General features: G+C 37.0%; 34 protein-coding genes, 2 tRNA genes and 1 pseudogene. 3 read left to right on the top strand and 34 right to left on the bottom strand.

What is annotated here, in order from left to right; genetic code table 11:
- Positions 1-17: 17 nt before the first annotated feature.
- Positions 18-89 (top strand) — tRNA-Thr (locus FWJ34_RS02325).
- Between the two features lie 188 nt (positions 90-277).
- Here the strand turns inward: FWJ34_RS02325 and FWJ34_RS02320 are convergent.
- Positions 278-1,063, bottom strand: coding sequence for a transposase (locus FWJ34_RS02320; protein WP_396231609.1), 786 nt, complete (start codon positions 1,061-1,063; stop codon positions 278-280).
- 354 nt (positions 1,064-1,417) lie between these two features.
- Between FWJ34_RS02320 and FWJ34_RS02315 the strand changes: the two are divergent.
- Positions 1,418-1,699, top strand: a pseudogene (locus FWJ34_RS02315) (zinc ribbon domain-containing protein); the annotation flags it as partial.
- A 62-nt stretch (positions 1,700-1,761) separates the two neighbouring features.
- Here the strand turns inward: FWJ34_RS02315 and rpmE are convergent.
- The 30 genes from rpmE to rplC form a co-directional block, all read right to left on the bottom strand.
- Entirely contained in the window at positions 1,762-2,004 is a 243-nt protein-coding gene (rpmE, locus tag FWJ34_RS02310) for a 50S ribosomal protein L31 (protein WP_308253717.1), read from the bottom strand.
- A 338-nt stretch (positions 2,005-2,342) separates the two neighbouring features.
- Positions 2,343-2,741: a 30S ribosomal protein S9 gene (gene rpsI, locus FWJ34_RS02305; RefSeq protein WP_308253716.1), complete on the bottom strand. Its 399-nt coding sequence runs from the start codon at positions 2,739-2,741 to the stop codon at positions 2,343-2,345.
- The gene (rplM, locus tag FWJ34_RS02300) at positions 2,741-3,196 is read right to left on the bottom strand and encodes a 50S ribosomal protein L13 (RefSeq protein WP_308253715.1); all 456 of its coding nucleotides are present in this window, start codon (positions 3,194-3,196) and stop codon (positions 2,741-2,743) included. The genes rpsI and rplM overlap by 1 nt, the downstream gene beginning before the upstream one ends.
- Positions 3,197-3,211: 15 nt before the next feature.
- Complete coding sequence (gene truA, locus FWJ34_RS02295; protein WP_308253714.1) at positions 3,212-4,030, bottom strand: tRNA pseudouridine(38-40) synthase TruA; 819 nt, start codon at positions 4,028-4,030, stop codon at positions 3,212-3,214.
- Positions 4,031-4,051: 21 nt separating this feature from the next.
- Positions 4,052-4,402 carry a 50S ribosomal protein L17 gene (gene rplQ, locus FWJ34_RS02290; RefSeq protein ID WP_308253713.1) on the bottom strand — a complete coding sequence of 117 codons (351 nt, stop codon included), beginning with the start codon at positions 4,400-4,402 and terminating at the stop codon, positions 4,052-4,054.
- Positions 4,403-4,526: 124 nt separating this feature from the next.
- Positions 4,527-5,516 (bottom strand): DNA-directed RNA polymerase subunit alpha, encoded by a 990-nt coding sequence (locus FWJ34_RS02285; protein WP_308253712.1) that lies wholly within the window; start codon positions 5,514-5,516, stop codon positions 4,527-4,529.
- Positions 5,517-5,615: 99 nt separating this feature from the next.
- Positions 5,616-6,008 (bottom strand): 30S ribosomal protein S11, encoded by a 393-nt coding sequence (gene rpsK / locus FWJ34_RS02280; protein ID WP_308253711.1) that lies wholly within the window; start codon positions 6,006-6,008, stop codon positions 5,616-5,618.
- A gap of 173 nt (positions 6,009-6,181) precedes the next feature.
- A complete protein-coding gene (gene rpsM, locus FWJ34_RS02275; RefSeq protein WP_308253710.1) occupies positions 6,182-6,562 on the bottom strand; it encodes a 30S ribosomal protein S13 in 381 nt (126 codons plus the stop codon).
- Between the two features lie 88 nt (positions 6,563-6,650).
- Complete coding sequence (gene rpmJ, locus FWJ34_RS02270) at positions 6,651-6,764, bottom strand: 50S ribosomal protein L36 (protein ID WP_071590996.1); 114 nt, start codon at positions 6,762-6,764, stop codon at positions 6,651-6,653.
- A 185-nt stretch (positions 6,765-6,949) separates the two neighbouring features.
- Positions 6,950-7,180: a translation initiation factor IF-1 gene (gene infA / locus FWJ34_RS02265; protein WP_017296423.1), complete on the bottom strand. Its 231-nt coding sequence runs from the start codon at positions 7,178-7,180 to the stop codon at positions 6,950-6,952.
- 83 nt (positions 7,181-7,263) lie between these two features.
- The gene (locus tag FWJ34_RS02260) at positions 7,264-7,818 is read right to left on the bottom strand and encodes an adenylate kinase (protein ID WP_308253709.1); all 555 of its coding nucleotides are present in this window, start codon (positions 7,816-7,818) and stop codon (positions 7,264-7,266) included.
- Positions 7,819-7,932: 114 nt separating this feature from the next.
- Positions 7,933-9,246: a preprotein translocase subunit SecY gene (secY, locus tag FWJ34_RS02255; RefSeq protein WP_308253708.1), complete on the bottom strand. Its 1,314-nt coding sequence runs from the start codon at positions 9,244-9,246 to the stop codon at positions 7,933-7,935.
- 234 nt (positions 9,247-9,480) lie between these two features.
- Complete coding sequence (gene rplO / locus FWJ34_RS02250; RefSeq protein WP_308253707.1) at positions 9,481-9,924, bottom strand: 50S ribosomal protein L15; 444 nt, start codon at positions 9,922-9,924, stop codon at positions 9,481-9,483.
- Between the two features lie 26 nt (positions 9,925-9,950).
- Positions 9,951-10,502 (bottom strand): 30S ribosomal protein S5, encoded by a 552-nt coding sequence (gene rpsE / locus FWJ34_RS02245; RefSeq protein WP_308253706.1) that lies wholly within the window; start codon positions 10,500-10,502, stop codon positions 9,951-9,953.
- Between the two features lie 12 nt (positions 10,503-10,514).
- Complete coding sequence (gene rplR, locus FWJ34_RS02240) at positions 10,515-10,877, bottom strand: 50S ribosomal protein L18 (protein ID WP_308253705.1); 363 nt, start codon at positions 10,875-10,877, stop codon at positions 10,515-10,517.
- A gap of 2 nt (positions 10,878-10,879) precedes the next feature.
- Positions 10,880-11,419, bottom strand: coding sequence for a 50S ribosomal protein L6 (gene rplF, locus FWJ34_RS02235; RefSeq protein ID WP_308253704.1), 540 nt, complete (start codon positions 11,417-11,419; stop codon positions 10,880-10,882).
- A gap of 94 nt (positions 11,420-11,513) precedes the next feature.
- Positions 11,514-11,915, bottom strand: coding sequence for a 30S ribosomal protein S8 (gene rpsH, locus FWJ34_RS02230; RefSeq protein WP_308253703.1), 402 nt, complete (start codon positions 11,913-11,915; stop codon positions 11,514-11,516).
- A 29-nt stretch (positions 11,916-11,944) separates the two neighbouring features.
- Positions 11,945-12,487, bottom strand: coding sequence for a 50S ribosomal protein L5 (gene rplE / locus FWJ34_RS02225; RefSeq protein ID WP_308253702.1), 543 nt, complete (start codon positions 12,485-12,487; stop codon positions 11,945-11,947).
- A 61-nt stretch (positions 12,488-12,548) separates the two neighbouring features.
- Positions 12,549-12,905, bottom strand: a complete 357-nt coding sequence (gene rplX, locus FWJ34_RS02220) for a 50S ribosomal protein L24 (RefSeq protein WP_308253701.1) — start codon at positions 12,903-12,905, stop codon at positions 12,549-12,551.
- 3 nt (positions 12,906-12,908) lie between these two features.
- Positions 12,909-13,277, bottom strand: a complete 369-nt coding sequence (gene rplN, locus FWJ34_RS02215; protein WP_308253700.1) for a 50S ribosomal protein L14 — start codon at positions 13,275-13,277, stop codon at positions 12,909-12,911.
- 57 nt (positions 13,278-13,334) lie between these two features.
- Entirely contained in the window at positions 13,335-13,589 is a 255-nt protein-coding gene (rpsQ, locus tag FWJ34_RS02210) for a 30S ribosomal protein S17 (RefSeq protein ID WP_308253699.1), read from the bottom strand.
- A gap of 13 nt (positions 13,590-13,602) precedes the next feature.
- Positions 13,603-13,821, bottom strand: a complete 219-nt coding sequence (gene rpmC / locus FWJ34_RS02205; protein WP_308253698.1) for a 50S ribosomal protein L29 — start codon at positions 13,819-13,821, stop codon at positions 13,603-13,605.
- A 6-nt stretch (positions 13,822-13,827) separates the two neighbouring features.
- Complete coding sequence (rplP, locus tag FWJ34_RS02200; protein WP_308253697.1) at positions 13,828-14,244, bottom strand: 50S ribosomal protein L16; 417 nt, start codon at positions 14,242-14,244, stop codon at positions 13,828-13,830.
- A 147-nt stretch (positions 14,245-14,391) separates the two neighbouring features.
- Complete coding sequence (gene rpsC, locus FWJ34_RS02195) at positions 14,392-15,111, bottom strand: 30S ribosomal protein S3 (RefSeq protein WP_308253696.1); 720 nt, start codon at positions 15,109-15,111, stop codon at positions 14,392-14,394.
- Positions 15,112-15,142: 31 nt separating this feature from the next.
- Positions 15,143-15,517, bottom strand: coding sequence for a 50S ribosomal protein L22 (gene rplV / locus FWJ34_RS02190; RefSeq protein WP_308253695.1), 375 nt, complete (start codon positions 15,515-15,517; stop codon positions 15,143-15,145).
- Between the two features lie 121 nt (positions 15,518-15,638).
- On the bottom strand, positions 15,639-15,917 hold the full coding sequence (gene rpsS, locus FWJ34_RS02185; RefSeq protein ID WP_066344209.1) for a 30S ribosomal protein S19: 279 nt from the start codon (positions 15,915-15,917) through the stop codon (positions 15,639-15,641).
- A gap of 37 nt (positions 15,918-15,954) precedes the next feature.
- A complete protein-coding gene (gene rplB, locus FWJ34_RS02180; protein WP_308253694.1) occupies positions 15,955-16,797 on the bottom strand; it encodes a 50S ribosomal protein L2 in 843 nt (280 codons plus the stop codon).
- A gap of 56 nt (positions 16,798-16,853) precedes the next feature.
- Positions 16,854-17,192, bottom strand: a complete 339-nt coding sequence (locus FWJ34_RS02175) for a 50S ribosomal protein L23 (protein ID WP_308253693.1) — start codon at positions 17,190-17,192, stop codon at positions 16,854-16,856.
- Complete coding sequence (gene rplD / locus FWJ34_RS02170) at positions 17,182-17,820, bottom strand: 50S ribosomal protein L4 (protein WP_308253692.1); 639 nt, start codon at positions 17,818-17,820, stop codon at positions 17,182-17,184. Before rplD ends, FWJ34_RS02175 begins: the two co-directional genes overlap by 11 nt.
- Positions 17,821-17,864: 44 nt before the next feature.
- Positions 17,865-18,548, bottom strand: coding sequence for a 50S ribosomal protein L3 (rplC, locus tag FWJ34_RS02165; RefSeq protein ID WP_308253691.1), 684 nt, complete (start codon positions 18,546-18,548; stop codon positions 17,865-17,867).
- Positions 18,549-19,035: 487 nt separating this feature from the next.
- Between rplC and FWJ34_RS02160 the strand changes: the two genes are divergently transcribed.
- Positions 19,036-19,109: transfer RNA gene (locus FWJ34_RS02160), tRNA-Arg, on the top strand.
- Positions 19,110-19,413: 304 nt separating this feature from the next.
- Here the strand turns inward: FWJ34_RS02160 and FWJ34_RS02155 are convergent.
- The 3 genes from FWJ34_RS02155 to FWJ34_RS02145 all read right to left on the bottom strand — a co-directional run.
- Entirely contained in the window at positions 19,414-20,205 is a 792-nt protein-coding gene (locus FWJ34_RS02155) for a glycosyltransferase family 4 protein (protein WP_308253690.1), read from the bottom strand.
- 57 nt (positions 20,206-20,262) lie between these two features.
- Positions 20,263-20,616, bottom strand: coding sequence for a hypothetical protein (locus FWJ34_RS02150; protein WP_308253689.1), 354 nt, complete (start codon positions 20,614-20,616; stop codon positions 20,263-20,265).
- A gap of 12 nt (positions 20,617-20,628) precedes the next feature.
- The coding region (locus tag FWJ34_RS02145) for a glycosyltransferase family 2 protein (protein WP_308253688.1) at positions 20,629-21,481 on the bottom strand (853 nt) is incomplete at its 5' end.

Raw genomic sequence — 21,481 nt, 5'->3', positions numbered from 1 at the left:
TTACTGTAAAGATTATTGCCATCTTGGCTCAGTGGTAGAGCAACTGATTTGTAATCAGTAGGTCATCGGTTCAAATCCGATAGATGGCTTAGGCAATCTTACTAAAGTTCATCATGGTTAGAACAATCATTCAAATTTTGGCTTCGGGTAATACTGCGGTAATAGTCAGATTTCCCCCAAATTTATCAAAATTTTGGGTTTAAAACCCTGTCCTTCTATTATCTCGTTTACAATGTATATAACGTTTAACTAGAGTCTGCTGAAAAAGTCGAAAAAATCACACCATCTCAACATTATATACATATAACTTCGCTAAAACATAATTTGATCTTGGCTCTATATTCCATATACATAATTTATTCTGATTATTTAGCCTCATTTTTAATTGTTTTTGCAAAAAAGGACACAAAAATTCCCTTAATACCCTTCTTACAAGGGTCATTAAATTCATTACAAATATTCCCATTGCTATCTTTGTTTCTGATGTTTCTTTTAATTTTGTTTTGATTAAATTCAGTCCATATCTTCTTTTTCCTTCTCCAAATTTTCCTTCTACTCTATTTCTGATTCTTTCATCTATTTGGCTTTGTTTTTTCTCCTCTGGACTTATATTTTTACTTGGTCTTCCTAATTTTGGTCCACTCATTCTTATTCCTTTTTCTTGGCAATATTTTCGATTTTCTCTCGTTCTATATATTTTATCTACATGTATCGATTCTGGATAATATCCCCACATTTGATAATATTTTTCTCCCTGTTCTTTTAAATATTTTGATTCCGCAAAATTTGACCATTCTAAATAGTCTAAAAATACAAATCCTACATAAGATCTGGATATTTTTGCTCCAAATTCCACTGGCATTCTTGTTTTACCCCTTACTATTGGTCTGATTTGAGGTTGTTCTATACTAACTATTCTATTTTCTATTTTTTGTTTATTTTCTTCGTACATTTCCTTTTGCTGTCGATATAATTCCTTGATTATTTCTTTTTTTTCTCTTTCTTTTTTACTTAATATTTCTTCTTCATTTACTTTCTGTTGTAAGTCTTCTATGTACCCCAAGTTTTTCTCGACATATTTTAATTGTTGTTTGATTATCTTTCATCTTTCTTTTCTCGTCGTTTTTTTCTTTTTCGCCACTGCTAAATATAATTTTCTTGCTTTTTTTCTGTCTGTTCTTGGTTTTTTTTCTCGTTTTCCTTTTAATGGTTTATATAATTTATCAATATCCTTTGTGTAAACTAAGATACCATTCTTACTATTCTGACTTGCTGTAACTAATCCTTTTTTACGAGCTTCGGTAAACCATTCCTTAAAAGTATCTTTCTCGGCTTTTGTGGTGTTGGTTATAGAGCCATTTGGCTTCCATCCCAGCTCTATTGCTGTTTTAAGCCAACCTCCAGCACGTTTAATACAGGTAAAATTTACCTTGAAGTAGATAGATTTTACCCTAGTTCTAAAATCTGTAATAACTGCTTACATCAAATAGATAATTTAAGTTTAGATATTAGAGTGTGGCAATGTCCGAACTGTGGAACGATACATGACAGGGATATTAATGCCGCTATCAATATCAGGGATGAAGGTTTGCGTATTTTAAAAATGGTGGGACACATCGCTATAGCTTCTGGAGAGAGAGTAAGACCGAGTAAAGGTACTGCTTTTACAAGGCATCACTCAGTGAAGGAAGAATCCTAGCCGTGATAGGCGGGGAGTTGTCAACTGCTAGGGTTTTTATCTTAATTAAACAAGATTGATTTTTATTTTGTTTCTGCTTCAGTATTTTGTTGTTTACCACTGAGCATACCGTATTTACGCAAGAAACGATCGACTCTACCTTCAGTATCAATAATTTTTTGAGTGCCTGTGTAAAAAGGATGATTACCAGACCAAACCTCTACATTGATTTCCGGTTGAGTTGAACCAACACGCATAATTTCTTCCCCATTACAAATAACTCTGGCATCGGGATACCATTGGGGGTGAATTCCTTCTTTTGGCATAATTTTAATTTCCTTCTAATATAAATAATCTACAAAAAAATAATTTCTACCCTTACGAACAAGGGTTAACGGATAATTCCCCCTTACTCAAGGAAGTTAAAGGGAGATCTCACAAAGGGCAGGTTTTTAATAATTGGGTTAGGGCAATACAAGGAAACAAGGAAGATGTTATACACAAAAAATAGTCTTTTTAGGGATTTTTGTAATATACTTAACCCAACTTGTTTTGTAGGTTTTTCTCCCTTGTTCATTTTTCTATCCCAGTTCTACCCAAGTCTTCACCAACACCAAAGTGTAAAAAACTTATCTCTGTCAGTAGGGCGAGATACCCGAAAAAATTAACGTTTCGAGTATTGAGGAGCTTTACGAGCTTTATGTAAACCGTATTTCTTCCGTTCTTTAGCACGAGGATCACGAGTTAAGTAACCTTCGACTTTCAGAGGTTGACGATTTTCAGGATCAAGTTGACATAATGCTCGGGCAACCCCTAATTTAACGGCATCAGATTGACCGGTTAAGCCTCCCCCATGGGAATTAACCAAAATATCATACTCGTTTTCTAACCCTAAAGTTTCTAAAGGAGCTTTTAAGGCTTGAATATAATCTTGAATTTGTTGGAAATATTCAGAACCTTCTCTGTTATTAACTTTAACAGCACCTGTACCCGGTACGAGGCGAACTCTAGCAACAGAAGATTTACGACGACCTGTACCAAGATAAACTACTTTGTCTGACATTATTTATCGCCCCCTGGAATAGTGTTAATGGTTAATACTTCGGGTTGTTGTGCAGTATGAGGATGAGCAGAGCCACTATAAACTTTAAGTTTGGTGAACAAAGTTCTACCTAAGCTATTTTTCGGTAACATACCTTTAACGGCAGTTTCAATAATTCTTTCAGGAATACGTTTTTGTAATTTATCGAAAGTTTCGATTTTCATACCACCTGGTCGCCCTGAATGACGACGATAGAGTTTTTGTTCTCCTTTTTTACCTGTAACAACAACTTTTTCAGCATTAACTACGATGACAAAATCCCCTGTATCTAAGTGAGGGGTGAAAGTAGGTTTATTTTTACCTCTTAAAACGTTAGCAATTTCCGTAGCTAATCTACCGAGGCGTTGATCTTGGGCATCAACAATAAACCATTTTTTTTCTAAATCTTCTAATTTAGGAACTGGTGTTTTATTCATTTTAATAAAAACTTTTTAACTAAAAGTAAAAATAGGTTGAGTATTAAACCAAATCGGTTCAGATATCGGAAAATTCGGATAACCTACTCTTAATAAACATAATCCTTTTGCAGGAGCAGAATATTTCACTAAGTCTCGGCGATGATTTCGCCAAATATCATGAAACTCTGACAAAGACCTTGTTTTTGCACCCACTTCTACTAACATCCCCACTAATAGTCTTACCATGCCATACAAAAAACCACTAGCTTGTATTTCTATATGTATCAAGTCTTCTTTTCGCTGACAACTAACTTCTTGCACTTCTAAAATAGAGTGTAAACGTTTAGAACCTGCCCGACGAAAAGCACTTAAATCATGAACCCCTAGCAAAGGATTGAGAGCTTCTTGAATCAAAGATTCATCTAAAGAGTGATGATAGTAGTGCCAAGTAAAAGGTTGTAAAAAGAGATTAGGAATTTTACCAGTATATATAGTATAACGATAACGTCGATAGGAAGCTCCAAAACAAGCGTGCCAGTTATAAGCTACCTGTGCCGATGCCCTAATAACAATATCATCAGGTAAACATCCATTGAGGATTTTTGACCAACGATCAGGTGGTACACGAGATTTCACATCAAAATGAGCTACTTGTGCCGCTGCATGGACTCCGCTATCCGTTCTACCTGCACCGTGAATTATTACGGGGTGATCTACCACTGAGGCGATCGCTTTTTCTATTTCTGCCTGAACACTATTATATTTTGGCTGTCTTTGCCAACCATGATAATTAGCTCCTAAATATTGAATTACAAGAGCAATTCTGGTTTTTTCTAGGGTGCTATTATTCATGAAAGAAGACTTAACCAAAATTTAGATTAACTGTAAAATAGCCATTTCAGAGTTATCCCCACGACGATTTTTGGTGCGGACTAAACGAGTATAACCACCATTGCGACTAGCATAACGCTCTTGAGCTTTAGCAAAAATATCATTAACTAAATCTTTATCATAGACATAACCCAATGCTCTACGTCTAGCAGATAGAGAACCATCTTTAGCCAAAGTGATCATTTTATCGGTAGTACTACGAACCGCTTTAGCACGAGCTTTAGTAGTTGTAATTTCCCCTTCACGCAATAGTTGAGTTGTCAACGCACGAAGAAGGGCTTTTCTTTGATCTGCTGGTAAGCCTAATAAAGGCACTTTACAACGGTGACGCATTAATTTCCTCCTTAAATCATTAATTAATTCACTAATTTTTTAGTTTTTTAATCTTCTAGTCTCCTAGCTTTCTAGTCTCCTAGTCTCCTAATCTCCCAGTCTCCCAGTCTCTTAGCCATGAATACTAAGGTGTTGCAACGGGATCAGCACTTTCAATTAAATCTCCTGAAGGTGGATCTTTGATTTTCCCCTCCGCTAAAGTAATGCCTAAACGCTGTTGGAGAGCTTCTATTACTTCTTCCGCCGATTTTTGACCAAAATTCTTAATTTCTAAGAGATCATCCTGAGAATACTCTAATAAATCAGCTACGGTATTAATTTGAGCTCGTTTGAGACAGTTATAAGCTCGAACTGAGAGATTTAATTCTTCGATAGGAATTTGACTTGCTGGATCTTCAGGCTCTTCAGGTTCTTCTAGTTTACCAGTGATACCGGTTGTATCAGTTAAAGGTGAAAATAGATCCACTAAAATTCTTGAAGCATTAGAAAGAGCTTCTTCCGGTTTAATACTGCCATTAGTCCAGATCTCCAAAATTAGGCGATCGGCTAAATCTCCTTCAGAGCGAATTTCATCAACAGTGAAGTTAACTTTATTGACAGGCATAAACACAGAATCGATCTGCAAAAAGTCGAGAGAACTGGTTTCATCCTTGCCCTTTTGAATAGCACGATAACCTTTACCCTTCTCAACTCGAAATTCCATTTCCAATTTTGCCCCTTTCCCCAAGGTACAAATATACTGACTAGGTTCGACTATTTCTATTTCTGAAGGCAGATCAAACTGTGCGGCGGTAACAGTACAAGGACCAATAGCTACTAAACGACCTATTTGGGGCGTATGAGTATAGCTTTTGAAAATCACTCCTTTCATGTTTAGCATTATTTCTAACACATCTTCTCTTACCCCTTCGACAACCGCAAACTCGTGGTTTACCCCCGCAATTCTGACGGCAGTTACTGCTGCTCCTTCTAAGTTAGATAACAGAACTCTTCTCAAGGAGTTACCAAGAGTGATACCCTGACCTCTTTCAAGAGGATCTAGTACAAACTTGCCATATTGCCCTTGATTTTTTTGAGTTTTATTTACTAAGCAGTCTATTTTAAACACAGCCACAGTGGTTATTTCCTCGATTTATGATGTCAGTTTTAGATACAAAGGTTTTAATAATCAATAACTCAAGTGATAATTTGAATTCATGACTATGGAATAATTTTAGACTCTGCGTCTTTTTGGGGGGCGACAGCCGTTATGAGGAATGGGGGTAATATCCCGAATTAATGTTATTTCTAACCCTGCTCCTTGTAAGGCTCTGATAGCGGTTTCTCTACCTGCACCCGGACCGCTCACCATAACATCTACTTGTTTCATTCCGTTATCCATTGCCACACGAGCAGCACTATCCGCCGCAGTTTGAGCCGCAAAAGGTGTTCCTTTTTTTGCTCCTTTAAAACCGCTTGAACCCGCTGTTGCCCATGAAATTACATTACCGGTAGCATCTGTAATGGTAACAATAGTGTTGTTAAAAGTAGATTTTATGTAAGCTACTCCACTGGGAATGTTTTTCTTTTGTTTTTTTGGTCCTCCCCTTTTGGTGGGTCTTGCCATGCCGAATTTACCTCTTTAACTGATTATGTTTATGGAGTTTTTGATGAATTAATAATTTTTTTAGTGGTGATGGGTTATCACCGAACTATATATAAAAAGGTGATCTTAGGTTTTGAGTAACCTGAACAAAAACCTTATTCAAGATGACTTATACTAAAATACTATCTTTTTATTTATTTCTTAGGCGCTTTTTTCTTCCCGGCGATGGTAGCTTTACGACCTCTGCGAGTTCTAGCGTTAGTACGAGTTCTTTGTCCTCTCAAGGGTAGTCCCTGACGGTGACGACGACCTCTATAAGTACCGATGTCTCCTAAGCGCTTAATATTCATCGCTTCTAAACGACGTAAATCCCCTTCAATTTGGAAATTTTCATCAATGTAGGCTCTTAATTTAGCAATATCTTCATCGTTTAAATCTCTGACTCTCGTATCTGGGTTAACCCCTGTTGCTGCCAGAATTTTCTGAGATGTTGTTAAACCAATGCCGTACAAGTAGGTAAGTCCTATTTCTACTCGTTTATCACGAGGTAAGTCAATACCGGATATCCTTGCCATGTTTTAGTTTCCTTTGTTTATCTCACTATTATTGCCAATAAATTTAGTCAATTTTCAGTGTTTATGAGTTACACTGATGGTTAATAATTTATCCCTGACGTTGTTTATGTTTGGGGTTGGAACAGATCACCATCACTCGTCCTTTTCGACGAATAACTCGACATTTGTCGCAAATCTTTTTGACTGATGCTCTTACTTTCATAGTAGTAGTTTACACTGCAAGCTTTTAATTATAACAGGATTCGACACCTGTGTCAAACATAGGTTGGTTATATAAGTCAAGTAATTTTTCTTTTTTTTTCATTTTTCGAGATTTTTTGTCTCTTAATTGTGATTGAATTGAATTATTACTTGGGCTCAAAAATATTTTCAGTCATTACAATGAAATTATCCTTTTTTGCCTTTAAGTCGATAAGTGATTCTTCCTTTGCTTAAGTCATAAGGAGTTAACTCGACTTTTACTCGATCACCGGGTAAAATTTTGATGTAATTGCGTCTAATTTTTCCAGCGATGTGAGCCAATACATTAAAACCGTTATCTAAATCTACTCTAAACATTGCGTTTGGTAGTGATTCAGTTACAGTTCCTTCCATTTCAATGAGATCTTTTTTGGACATAGTAATAATCCTTTTATTGGTTTGATGTAATCCTTGTTGATTTTATCAAATCTATTTTCCCTTCAAAATCAAAGTAGATCATTTTAGGATTTAACTATGGTTTCTAATTCTTCACTGATTTGGGAAAGTTCCCGATCGCCATTAACATTGATTAATAACTGATGTTTTTCATAATAATCTATTAAGGGTGCAGTTTGTTGATGATAAACTTGTAAACGATTACTAATAGTCGCTTCGTTATCGTCTTTTCTGCCTCTACTTAAGAGACGTTCTAATAAGACATGATCAGGTACATCAAAATTAATAACACCGTTACAGACTTGATTTAATTCCTGAAGAAGATTACTTAAAAAATCTGCTTGAGGAACATTCCGGGGAAAACCGTCGAGAATCCATCCCCCTAGAGCATCTTCTTGTCCTAATCTTTCTTTGATTAAGTCTAAAATTAGCTCATCTGGGACTAAATCACCGTTATCAACATAACTTTTGGCCTTGATTCCTAAAGGAGTTTCAACGGCGATGGCATTTCTAAGAATTTCTCCAGTAGAAATATGAGGAATACCCAGATTTTCTGAAAGAATTTGAGCTTGAGTACCTTTACCCGCACCCGGTGCACCTAAAAAGATCAGTTTTGTCATTTTTTTATTGACGATAAACAGTTGACATTTAATAGTTGACAGTTGACAGTTGACAGCTAATTATTCATTATTTATAGCTCCTGCCCTCTGCCTTCTGCCCTCTGCCTTCTGAAATTATTGTTTCACCATGCCCTCATAACGTTGAGAGATGACGTAGGTTTGAACCTGTTTTGCGGTATCAATGGCAACCCCTACAAGAATTAATAAAGATGTTGCACCAAAACCTTGAAAGGTTGTTACCCCAGTGGCACTCTCCACAAAAGTTGGTACCGTGGCTACAATGGTTAAAAATATCGCCCCTAAAAGGGTAAGACGGTTTAAAACTCCTTCTAAATAGGCGATCGTCGCTTTACCCGGACGAATACCCGGAATACTTGTTCCCATTTTCTTCAAGTTTTGAGCTATATCTTCAGGATTAGAAACCAAAGAAGCATAAAAATAACTAAAGAAGATGATGAGTAAAGAATAGGTGACTACATACCAGACTGTACCCGGACGTAATGCTAAAGCCACTTGATTTAAGATGGCATTAAAAGGACTTTTTTCCGCAAAACCGGCTACAGATGAAGGTAAAACTAACACTGCTGACGCAAAAATGATAGGCATTACCCCCCCTTGATTTAGTCGTAAAGGTAAGTAACTGGTTCTTTCCCTGTATAATCTGCGCCCTACTTGACGACGAGCAGAAATAATCGGAATTCGGCGAGTGCCTTCTTGGACAAATACGATACCCACGATCATCACTAAGAATACTAAGATCAAGATGACTACTTGGGCGATAGCCTGTCTGCCTCCGGTTTGGGCATAATCAATGGTATCACCGAGGGTTTTTGGTAAAACAGCGACGATATTGGCAAAAATCAATAAAGAAGCACCATTTCCTAAACCTCTTTCAGTGATTAACTCCGATACCCACATAACGAACATTGATCCTGCAGTAATTGCCAATACAGTTTGTACAATAAACCAAGGAGTATCATTAATCGCATAAGGACGAAGTAAGCCAACGGTAATGCCGGTACTTTGAATAATTGCCCACCCCAGAGCAACATATCGGGTAATTTGAGCTATTTTGCGTCGTCCTATTTCCCCTTCATTTTTTTGTAAGTCTTCCAAAGCTGGTACAGCAGAAGTTAGTAACTGTAAGATAATAGAAGCATTGATATAAGGCAAGATCCCCAACGCAAAAATACCGACAGTGGTTAAACCACCTCCTGTAAATATGTTCAAAAATCCTAAAAAGGGTAGATTTTGTACAGCTGCTTCAAAGGCTTGACGATCAATTCCGGGTACCGGTATATAAATCCCCAAACGGATCAAGATTAAAAGTCCGAGGGTTATAAGCAAACGACTACGAAGCCCAGCGGCCTGAGCCATTTGCATAAAGGTTTCTTGAGCGGTTGGAGTTTTTTCTTTACTAACAACCATGATCTAATTTATTTATATAAATGGTGAATAAATAATGAGGAATGAGAAATTAGGAATTAGGAATTAAGAATTAGGAATGAGAAATTAAGAATTAGGAATGAAAATAAGATTGATCATTTCCTTAGTTTTTTATCTGTTCATTTCCTCATCTTTCCTGAATCCTATCTCTAACAAAAACTCTAATTAGTAATATCTTGACACTAATTAACCGTTATTGTCTTGATCATTTTGTCGTTAAGTACTGACGATCGTACCGCCAACTGCTTCAATTTTGCCTTGGGCAGATTTACTCCAACCAGCGGCTTTAATGTGAAGAGGAACACCTAACTCACCGTTACCAAGAATTTTTAAAGGGCCATCATTAGCAGTAACAATACCTACCGCCATCAAAGATTCTAAAGTTACTTCAGTATTAGGAGCTAAAGTAGCTAGTTTCTCAACATTGATGATTGTAAATTCTTTGTGATTGATGAGTGTAAAGTGTTTTAACTTCGGGACACGTCGGTAAAGGGGCATTTGTCCACCTTCAAAACCCGGTTTTGTACCAGTACCGGAACGAGATTTCTGTCCTCTCATCCCAAAACCGCCACTAGCACCTTGACCGGCAGAAATACCTCTACCGATACGGCGACGACGTTTTTTAGATGTAGGTTTAGGGGCTAATTGATGAAGTTTCATAGTGATGATGGAATTAATTTGATCTCTTATGAATAAATTTGTTCTAAAGGAATATCTCTGTCTTTTGCAACTTGAGAGAAACTACGAATCTGCCCTAGGGCATTAACGGCTGCTCTGGCGTTATTTAAAGGATTATTAGAGCCTTGTTGCTTCGCTAAGATATTTTTAATTCCGGCTAATTCTAAGACGGTACGCACTGCACCCCCAGCAATTACCCCAGTACCTTGAGCAGCAGGACGCATAAATACTTTTGCACCACCTGCTGTACCACTACTGACATGGGTAATAGAATTAGCTTTGTTAATGTTGATAGAAATGAGATGTTTTTTAGCGTCTGTAACAGCTTTACGCACAGCGTTAATAACATCCCCTGCTTTACCTACTCCAACACCAACCTGTCCTTTTTCATTCCCTACCACAACGATAGCTCTGAAACTAAGTTTTTTACCACCTTTAACTACTTTGCTAACTCGGCGGATTTGGACAACTCTTTCTTGCCAAGTGTTATCTTTTTTCTCTTTACGTTGCTTTCTTTGTTTCCCGCCTTTGCGTTCTTGTTGTTCTCGTTCTTTTGCCATAATATGTTCCTCTTAGAAGTTAAGACCAGTTTCACGAGCGGCATCAGCTAAAGCTTTAACTCGTCCGTGATAGAGATTGCCACCACGATCGAATACTACTTTTTCAATACCTTTAGACAATGCTCTTTGAGCCACTAATTTGCCAACTTCCGCAGAAGCATCACAATTAGAAGTAGTAGTCAATTTTTGTTTTAGTTCTTTATCCACAGTGGAGGCAGATACTAAAGTATGTTGAGCTACATCATCAATGATTTGAGCGTAGATATGAAAATTAGAGCGAAACACGGCTAAACGAGGGCGATCAGCCGTTCCAGCTACTTTTTTCCGAATGCGCAAATGACGACGTTGTACGAGATCTTTACGATTAATGGTCATAATTATTTCTTCCCTGATTTACCTACTTTACGTCTGACAAATTCCCCAGCATAGCGAATACCTTTTCCTTTATAGACTTCAGGAGGACGAACAGCACGAATTTTTGCAGCAACGTTACCGACTAATTCTTTGTCTATACCAGAAATTATCACTTCGGTATTAGTATTAGTTACTACGTTAATTCCTTGGGGCATTTCTATTTCTACTGGTTTACTATAACCAACGTTAAGAGTTAATTTTGAACCTTGAGCTTGGGCTCGATAACCAACTCCTTGAATTTCTAATTTTTTCTCAAAGCCTTGATTAACACCATTAACCATATTGGCGACTAAAGTACGACATAAGCCGTGTCTTTCTTTGGCTTTACGAGAATCATTCTCCCGGGTGACGAGAAGTTCTTGTCCTTCTTGAACTATGGTAATTAAAGAAGGCAAGTCTCGAGATAAGTTACCTTTTGGACCTGTAACAATTACTTGTTGTCCATCAATTTTTATATCTACCTTTGCAGGTATAGTTATAGGAAGTTTTCCAATACGAGACATGATTTTAATTGATAATGGATAATTAATAGTGAAGGAGGTAGGAAATTTAGAATGTAGAATTATTAATACTTCTGAAACTCTCAATTCTCAATTCTTACCAGATGTAACAAAGAACTTCACCACCGATGTTTTGTTTTCGGGCTTCTCGATCAGTCATAATGCCGTGGGAAGTAGAAACAATAGCAACGCCGATGCCACCTAATACTCTAGGTAAGTCTTTTTTCTTACTATATACCCTCAAACCGGGGGTACTAACTCGGCGGATATTTTGGATAATAGGTTGACGGTTTCTACCTTTATACTTAAGGGAAACTACGATATTTTTTTTAACTCCTTCGCCGATTTCTTCATAACCAGTGATAAAACCTTCGCTTTTGAGTACCTCAGCAATACTGCGAGTCATCCGAGTGCTAGGAATATTCACTGTGGAGTGACGTACTGCACAAGCGTTGCGAATACGAGTCAGCATATCTGAAATAGTGTCGTGTGCTGGCATTCTTTCTTCTTTTCCTCTGTTACCTTAATTTATTTGTCACGAAAGGGCATTCCCATTTCTTTGAGCAAAGCTCGTCCTTCTTCGTCAGTGTTAGCACTGGTAATGATAGAAATATCAAAGCCACGAAGTTGATCGATACTTTCATAGCTGATTTCAGGGAAAATTAACTGTTCCCGTACTCCCAAGCTATAGTTGCCTCTGCCATCAAAACTTTTAGGGCTAACGCCACGAAAGTCACGAATGCGGGGCAAAGCAAGGCTAATGAGACGCTCTAAAAAGGAATACATTTTATCAGATCTCAAAGTCACCATTGCTCCGACAGGCATTCCTTGACGAATTTTAAAACCAGCGATGGCTTTTTTTGCACGGGTAACAACAGGTTTTTGTCCGGTAATCACAGCTAGTTCACTCAGAGATGACTCCAGTGCTTTAGCATTCTGTGATGCTTCTCCTAAACCTCTATTAATTACAATTTTGACTACTTTGGGTATCTGATGAACGTTAGTGTAACCAAATTGCTCTTTAAGTTTAGCCGTAATAGTTTCTTGGTAATAAGTTTTTAGTCTTGACATAGGAAGTGTTTACTAATGGGTATGAAATTAACCGTTGTACAGTGAAAATTACCACCGTCAGTTAATCAATAATCTCGCCAGTTTTTTTGAGTTTTCTAACCTTTTTGCCTTCCTCAGTTAGTACATAGTTAATACGACTAGCTACTTTTTCTTTTTCTGAGTAGAGCATAACTTTACAGCTATGAATAGGAGCTTCAAAGGTACTAATCTGGCCACTTTCACCTTCTTGCCTAGGCTTAATGTGTTTAGTTCTGATGTTAACACCTTTGACAATCACGGTGCTGTCTTTAGGAATAGCTTGGAGAATTTCTCCGACTTTACCCTTATCTTTGCCAGAAATAATTTGCACAGTGTCACCTTTTTTGACGTGCATTTTAGATCTTCCAATAATAGGCTTTTTCTTTTTTAATGATCTCATGGTTTAGAGTACCTCCGGTGCGAGAGAGATAATTTTAGTAAAGTTTCTATCTCGTAATTCACGAGCCACAGGACCAAAAACACGAGTGCCTCTGGGGTTGTTATCTTTATTGATAATGACGGCGGCGTTATCATCAAAACGAATTGTCATGCCACTATCTCGGCGTAAAGATTGCTTCGTGCGTACGATTACTGCTCTTACGATGTCGGATTTTTTTACTGTCATGTTAGGAATTGCATCTTTAACTACAGCAATAATTACGTCTCCGATGCCTCCGTAAGTACAGTTACCAGTAGATAAAACCCGTAGGCACATAATTTTACGAGCACCACTGTTATCGGCTACATTTAGGTAACTTTGTTGTTGAATCATTCTAGTTAATTAATTAGTTGATTGTGGTATAAAGGAAACCATACATCGAGTTCCTTCTTAAATAGCAACTACTTTGGTAATCAGAATTTCTGCTAATTCCCAACGTTTAGTTTTGCTTAAAGGGCGAGTTTCTCTGATTCTGACGCGATCGCCTTCTTTACATTGATTTTCGGGATCGTGTGCTTTATATTTTTTGGTTTTAACGACAATTTTGCCGTATTTGGGGTGAGGAGAGCGATTTTCGACAGCAACAACGGCGGTTTTATCCATTTTATTGCTAACGACTACGCCTACTCTTTCTTTAACTGCCATGAATTAATACTCCTTATGGTTGAGTAGTGGTAGCGGATCTTGCTCTTTCGCCTTGTACGGTTAATAATTGAGCGATCCAGTGTTTTGTGTGCTTAAACTGGTGGGGTTTTTCTAAACGTCCAGTAGTTTTTTGCAATCTAAGTTGAAATAGCTTTTGTTTTGCAGTGACAATTTCTGCAGCTAATTCTTCATCGTTTAATTTTCTTGCTTCTGCAACTTTCGTGAGTGCCATAGAGACTTAATATTCCTCCGATCTAGTGATAAATTTGGTTTTGATGGGGAGTTTTTGAGCCGCTAAACGCATAGCCTCTCGGGCGGTAGCTTCAGGAATCCCGGCAATTTCAAACATAATTCTGCCAGGTTTAACTACTGCTACCCAAAATTCAGGATTACCTTTACCAGATCCCATACGGGTTTCAGCTGGACGCTGGGTAACGGGTTTATCAGGGAAAATGCGAATCCAGATTTTTCCACCTCTACGGACATAACGAGTGATTGCCCGTCTAGCCGCTTCAATTTGACGAGCGGTAATCCAACAAGGTTCAATGGCTTGAAGACCAAAATCTCCGAAATTAATAGAGTTACCTCGGTAGGCGTTACCAGTCATTCTTCCCCGATGTTGTTTGCGGAATTTCGTTCTTCTTGGACTTAACATAGTTTCTAGTAATAGTTAATAGTTAATAGTGAATTAGGAATTAGGAATTAGGAATTGGGAATTAGCAAGAGGTTTAAATTCCTTGTTAGAAATAAGATTATCTTGTGTCTATTCCTTTGTTTACCTCTTCATTTAATCCTTTGTTCACTACTCAGAGCGATCTTCAAATTTTTGACGACGAGGTTTTTTACGTCCTTGTTTAGCCTTAGTATTGGCTCTCAAATCTTCTTCTCCGGGGATAATTTCACCCTTGAAGATCCAAACTTTAATACCTAAAATACCGTAAATAGTACTAGCGGTTTTGTAGGAATAATCAATATCGGCTCTAAGAGTATGGAGAGGTACACGACCTTCACGAATCCACTCAGTACGGGCAATTTCTGCACCATTGAGGCGACCACTAACTTGAATTTTGATGCCTAACACTTCAGCTTTTTGTGCTCTTTGAATGGCTTGTCTAACAACTCTACGAAAAGATACTCGTCTTTCTAATTGAGAGGTAATAAATTCAGCCATCAGAGCGGCATTAGCATCAACATTAGCTACTTCAATAACATTGACTCTAAATTGACGTTGATTTTTGAGCAGAGCTTGTAAATCGGTGCGTAATTTTTCAATACCTTGACCACCTTTACCCACCACTACACCTGGTCTAGCGGTATGGATAGAGAGGTCAATTTGATCTGCTTTACGATCAATTTTAATTTCAGCAATACTAGCATTACCGAGATTTTTCTCAATGTATTGACGAATCTTGCGATCTTCTTGAAGAAGTTGGGGATAAAATTTTGGATCAGCATACCAACAAGAAGAGTGTTCCTTAGTGATACCTAAACGAAAACCAATTGGATGTACTTTTTGTCCCATGTTATTTTTGTTGTTCCTTTTTCATGGTTAACTATACCGTGGGAGCGACTGCCACTGTAATATGACAAGTGCGTTTACGAATTTGATAAGCACGACCTTGAGCTCTGGGGCGGAAGCGCTTTAAAGTAGGTCCACCATCAGCAAAGGCTGTACTAATCACTAAACTAGAGGGAGCTAAACCTTGGTTATGTTCAGCATTAGCGACAGCAGAACGGAGAACCTTGATGATGGGTTCACAAGCACGATAGGGCATAAATTCGAGAATAATTAATGCTTCTCTGTAACTACGCCCCCGAATTTGATCTAAAACCCGTCTCACTTTTGAGGGTGACATTCTGATATAACGAGCGATCGCTTTTACTTCTTGAGAGGTATCAACCTCTGGTTTTTCTTTTGTTTTAGGCATGATATGTTATTGGATAATTAATAACGGGTAGAGAAAATATAGTATTTGGTTTTTTTGCGTTCTCTTTGCGTCTTTGCACAGCGAGGCGAGAAATAAAACCGAAAATTTCGACTACCAGAAGTTACCTTCTTGCCTTTTTATCACTTTTAGCATGACCTCGGAAGGTACGAGTGGGAGCAAATTCCCCTAACTTATGACCTACCATTTGCTCAGTGACAAAGATAGGAACGTGTTGACGACCATTATGAACGGCGATAGTATGACCGATCATTTGGGGGATGATAGTGGAAGCACGAGACCAAGTTTTAACCACTTGTTTCTCACCTTTATTGTTTAATTTTTCAATTTTGGTGAGAAGGCTATCCGCTATAAATGGTCCTTTTTTCAGTGAACGACTCATAAATTTTCCTTATTAATGCGGTTAAAATCTCGTTGCCTTATTTACCTTTATTGGCATTACGACGACGAACGATGTATTTGCTACTGAGTTTTTTCTTCTTACGAGTTTTCTTACCTAGAGCTGGTTGACCCCAAGGAGAAACAGGTCCAGAACGACCTATAGGAGCGCGACCTTCACCACCACCATGGGGGTGATCTACAGGGTTCATAGCACTTCCTCTAACATGAGGTCTGATACCTAAATGGCGAGTCTTACCAGCTTTTCCGAGTTTGAGATTTCTGGCTTCGATATTTCCTACTCGACCGATGGTAGCATAACATTCTTTACGAATCATCCGTACCTCTTTTGAAGGTAGCTTCAGAGTTACATAATTACCGTCTTTTGCCATTAATTGAGCAAAACCACCAGCAGCACGAACAATTTGACCGCCTTTTCCTTTCGTGAGTTCGATATTATGAATTTCAGTACCAAGAGGGATTTTTTCTAAAGGTAAAGCATTCCCAATTTCGTAAGGAGCTTCCGCACTTGCAATAATAGTAGCACCTACTTGAAGACCGGCTGGGGCTAGAATATACCTTTTTTCGCCGTCTTCATACTGCACGAGGGCAATACGAGCGTTACGGTTAGGATCGTATTCGATGGCAATTACTTCAGCTTTAATATCTCTTTTATCTCTTTTGAAGTCGATAATCCGATAAAGTTTTTTGTGTCCGCCGCCACGGTGACGACTGGTAATTACACCTCTGTTATTACGTCCTTTTTTACGATGAACGTATTTTGTCAGAGACTTTTCTGGAGTGCTTTTTGTGATTTCTGCAAAATCTGCACTTACCGCTTGTCTTCTGCCTGGTGTATATGGTCTATATGTACGAACACCCATAATTTAGTTAATAACTATCAGTTTTCTGTGAGTAATTTCCTGTGAATCTTGAAAGATTATAAATCAGGGAAAAATGTACTTTGGAGAGAATCTCCTGGAGCTAGGGTTACGATTGCTTTTTTGTATTGAGGTTTATAACCGATACTTTGACCAACACGACGTTTTTTACGGGGTTGATTCATAGTATTTACTTTAACCACTTTTACTTCAAATAAACTTTCTATGGCCGCTCTAATTTCGGGCTTAGTCGCAGGTTTTACTACTTCAAAAGTATATTTGTTATCTTCCATTAAATAAGTTGCCTTTTCGGTAACAATAGGACGAATAACAAGATCTGCTAATTCTGCTGTAGTTTTTCTGACTTTAGTTGTTTTTCCGTATCTACTATTCGCCACAATAAACCTCCTGTATTTTGGTAATAGCTTCAGAGGTAGCTACAATTTGATCAGCGTTTAAAATGTCATAAATATTTAAACAATCATGTTTAAGAAGTTTGACATAAGGCAAATTACGAACAGATAAATAGAGATTTTCAGCAATGGGATCAGTTACAATTAAGAGAACTTTTTGCTCAGGAGTTACACCCCAACGAGTTAATGCGCTTACCACTTCCTTTGTTTTAGGGGTAGTAAGTTGATCTCCAAAGTTTTCGACGACAATAAGATCTTCAACACGACTAATAAAAGCGGTTCTTAAAGCTAATCTTCTCTCTTTACGATTCATTTTGATGTTGTAATCCTTGGGTTTTGGTCCAAAAATAACACCACCGCCACGCCATAAAGGAGAACGAATAGAACCGGCTCTAGCTCTACCTGTACCTTTTTGCCTCCAAGGTTTACGACCTCCACCACGAACCTCGGCTCTGGTTTTTGTGGACGCTGTACCTTGACGCTGATTATGTAGTTGACGAACTAAGGCACGATGAACAATATGTTCGGCATTTTCTTCTTTAGCAACAGGTAGTTCTAAAGTAGTTTCTCCGATTTGTTCCCCTTGCCAATTTTTGACTACACAATTAACCATAATTTTAAAAAATGAAATTTCGTTTTTCCTAACTGTTAGCTAACTTACTTTTGACCTACGATTAAGGCGGGAGTAATACTAACTAAATTACCAGATTTACCCGGAATTGCTCCTTTAATAAGTAACAAATTACGTTCAGCATCAACTTTAACGATAGTTAGTTTACGGATTTTAACATTACTGTTACCATAACGTCCTGCCATTCTTTTTCCTGGGTAAACACGTCCGGGAGTTGTCCCAGCACCTGTAGAACCAGGTAAACGATGGTTTTTAGAACCGTGAGTCATATTACCTCTTTTGAAGTTATGACGTTTTTGATAACCAGCAAAGCCTCTTCCGATGGTTTTCCCACCTACATCCACTAATGCACCTTCTTCAAATAAATCTGCCCCGATGGTTTGTCCAATTTCAAAGGAACTAACATCTTCGAGACGATATTCTTTTAAGTGGCGTAAAGCTGGAAGTCCTTTCGTACTTAAATGTCCATATTCAGGACTAGATAAGTATTTATTAACTTCTTTAGGCTCTTTAGTATTTAAAGTACGTTTGCGATCTGGAATTTCACCGTATCCGAGTTGAACGGCTATATAACCGTCAATTTCTTTGGTTTTGATTTGAGTTACTCGACATGGACCTGCTTGAACTACAGTAACAGGAATTGCGTTACCTGTGGCTGGATCAAAAATAGTGGTCATGCCTAGTTTTGTACCGAGTACGCCTAAGCTCACGGGATCTGTCCCTCTAAATTGCTAAACAACACGATTGTATTCAGAGAAAGGTAGTTCTTTCTGACTGAAAATAGTCTGCACAATAATATGGAGTTATGTTTTTAAGTTAGACTTATTTACTAACTCCGTCATTTTTGGTTAATTAAGCAGACAGTTACTATAACTACTAACCTAGACTTAAAGATTAGTAATAGCCTTATTTTCCTGAACAGACTTAAAATATCGACTGGTGGTCAGATTATTTCAGTATCTTTGGGAGGCTAATTTTTGTACTTTTAGTCACCAACACCCATTATAGATCATCAATGGTGCATAAAGCAACAGGCAATTAATTATTTACCGATGGATGTAACCAAAATTGAGTAAGTCATAAGTAATAATTCTGTGATCATCATCCATCATCATCATTTGTAATTTGGTAATAAGAGTAATTAACTTGATGGAAAATTTGCTTAGATCATAAAATTATGTTATGGTGAAAGATGATGGGTGCGTAGCTCAGTTGGATAGAGCACCAGATTCCGGTTCTGGGTGTCGGGGGTTCAAGTCCCTTCGTACTCGTTTTCTAAATCCTTTACATCATATTTGTTTCACCAACTTTCACTCTTCTTACAAGTTAATCTTTGCTCAAATTTTGCTGAATTTTAAGACATTTTGCCGTTCTTTAAGTCAAATTTAAAAAAATAAGTAAGAAGACATCTAACTTTCTTAAAATTTATGTAGTATAAATTAACATAATAATATATTACAGATTAAAAACTATATAAAAATAAGAGTTTAAGATTAAGTTAGATGTTAATTAGATGAATTTTTTTATCTTACGTCAAATTACTATATTTTATAATGTTTTTACAAAAGTACTAAATTAGAGAATTGCTAGGTATAAATTAACTAATTTTTTGGCTTCTTTTTCTATATCATGATTTTTTTGGACTTTTTCCTTGCCTTTTTTTCCCATTTGTACTAATTTTTCTATGGGTAAATTTAAGGCAGATTCTATGGCTTCTGTTAAAGCCTCTATATCTCCGGCCGGAATTAACCTGCCAGATTCACCATTTACTACTAATTCAGGTATTCCTGCAACATAAGTACTAATAACTGGTGTGCCTAATGCTAAAGATTCCATAATAACTACTGGTAAACCTTCAGCAAAACTAGGCATTACCATTAATTTGGCTTGAGAAATTTGTTGTATAACTTCATCGCTACTCGCCCAACCAGTAATCTCAATTTGGTTTTTTATGTCTAATTTTTCAGCTAATTTCTTGATTTCTTGTCTTAATTCTCCATCTCCTACTAAAACTAACTGACAATCTATTCCTTTTGCTTTTAATATACCTATTGCTTGTAATAATAATAGTTGTGCTTTTTCAGGGCAAAGTCTGCCTACACACACTAAACGATTTTCTTTAGGTATCGATGAAATTTCGGCTTGAATAAATTTTTCATCTAAACCACAATGAATAATGTGAATTTTACTCCATTCTCGATAGTCACACCAACGATAAACTTGACTTTTTCCATAACTACTAATTGTCACCACAAATGTCGCTCTTTTTATTTTCTCTGGTAGTGCGATCCCCATTGGTTTATCAAATTCTTCGGGGCCATGGATAGTAAAACTATAAGTGAAATTATCCAATATACTTATTAGCATAGCAACGGTAGTTGAATTAGTCCCAAAATGAGCGTGAATATGCTTTATTTGCTCTATTTATAACAAAAATAATAAAACACAAGCCTCAGCTAAATAAGCTAAATTACGCACAATACCTCGATCTGAGCCGTAGCCAATTTTAAGGGTTAAAATGAAAGCCTGAATAAAGTTAACAGGGTTAACAATAAACATTTTGAAAACATTTATTAATAATCCTGCAATACCAACCTTAAGAATAAATTGAGTTTTTTCTAACTCCTGTTTATCTTCCCTATCGACTAATTCATCTTCACTATAACGGATAGAATATCTTTGAATTTGTAAACCTTGTTTTTCTAGTTGTTGTATTTCTCGACGAATAAAACTATGACTTACTTTGGGATATTGATTAATTAAATAGGCTATTTTCATTGTTTTTGAGGTTTAACTATCCCTTTGGGTGCGTATCCATTGTTTTTCTCGTTTAAACAAGAATTTAATATATAAAGGTATTTTCCAAAGGATATATAAAGGCACTTTGATTAAAGTTATAAGAGATAAATCTTCTTTGCCAAATTTAGCCCATGCTAGAAAAATTGCACTAAAAATCATTAATCCGGCAATGAATGAGAGTAAAAAAGGAAGATAACTAAGATTTAAAAGTAATATTCCTAAAGAAATTAAGGTGAAAGTTAACCAAATAAAAACGAAAAGGGATAAGGGGGGGATTGATAAATCTAAGGCAATAATCAATAAATTAAATTTTTTTTGTCTGATACTTTCTTTTATTAATAAAGGAATATATGATAATGCTGTTTGTAAATGTCCATGTTCCCAGCGAGTGCGTTGAGAGGTAGCGGCTTCTTTTTTTTCAGGCAAATATCCCGTGACTTTAGCATCAAGGCAAAACAAAGGAGAGTAACCAGCGATAGCTAAATCTAACCCTAATTTCATATCTTCGACAATATGACTACTAGCTAAATTCGCTTTTTGAATTACTTGCCAAGGAAAAGCCATTCCTGTACCCATTAATAAACAGGGTTGTTTAATATTATATAAGCCCAAGGGACGTACTAAATTTTTGACTTTAAAAGCAAAACTTGAAATTTGTTGTTTTACTGATGATTCGGAAGGTTGTTTCATCAAGTATAATCCTTGTATTGGCTTTTGAAAAGCGATCGCCTTTTGGGTTAAATTTTTAATACTCTCAGGGGAAACATCACAATCAGCATCAATAAAAATAACAATATCAGGGGGATTTTTTGCTAAATAAGTTAATCCAAAATCCAAAGCATAA

Origin of the sequence: Geminocystis sp. GBBB08 (genome assembly GCF_016743215.1) — a bacterium.
GTDB lineage: Bacteria > Cyanobacteriota > Cyanobacteriia > Cyanobacteriales > Cyanobacteriaceae > Geminocystis.
Note: the sequence above shows the minus strand (reverse complement) of the source record. Positions and strands in the feature narration are given on the sequence as shown.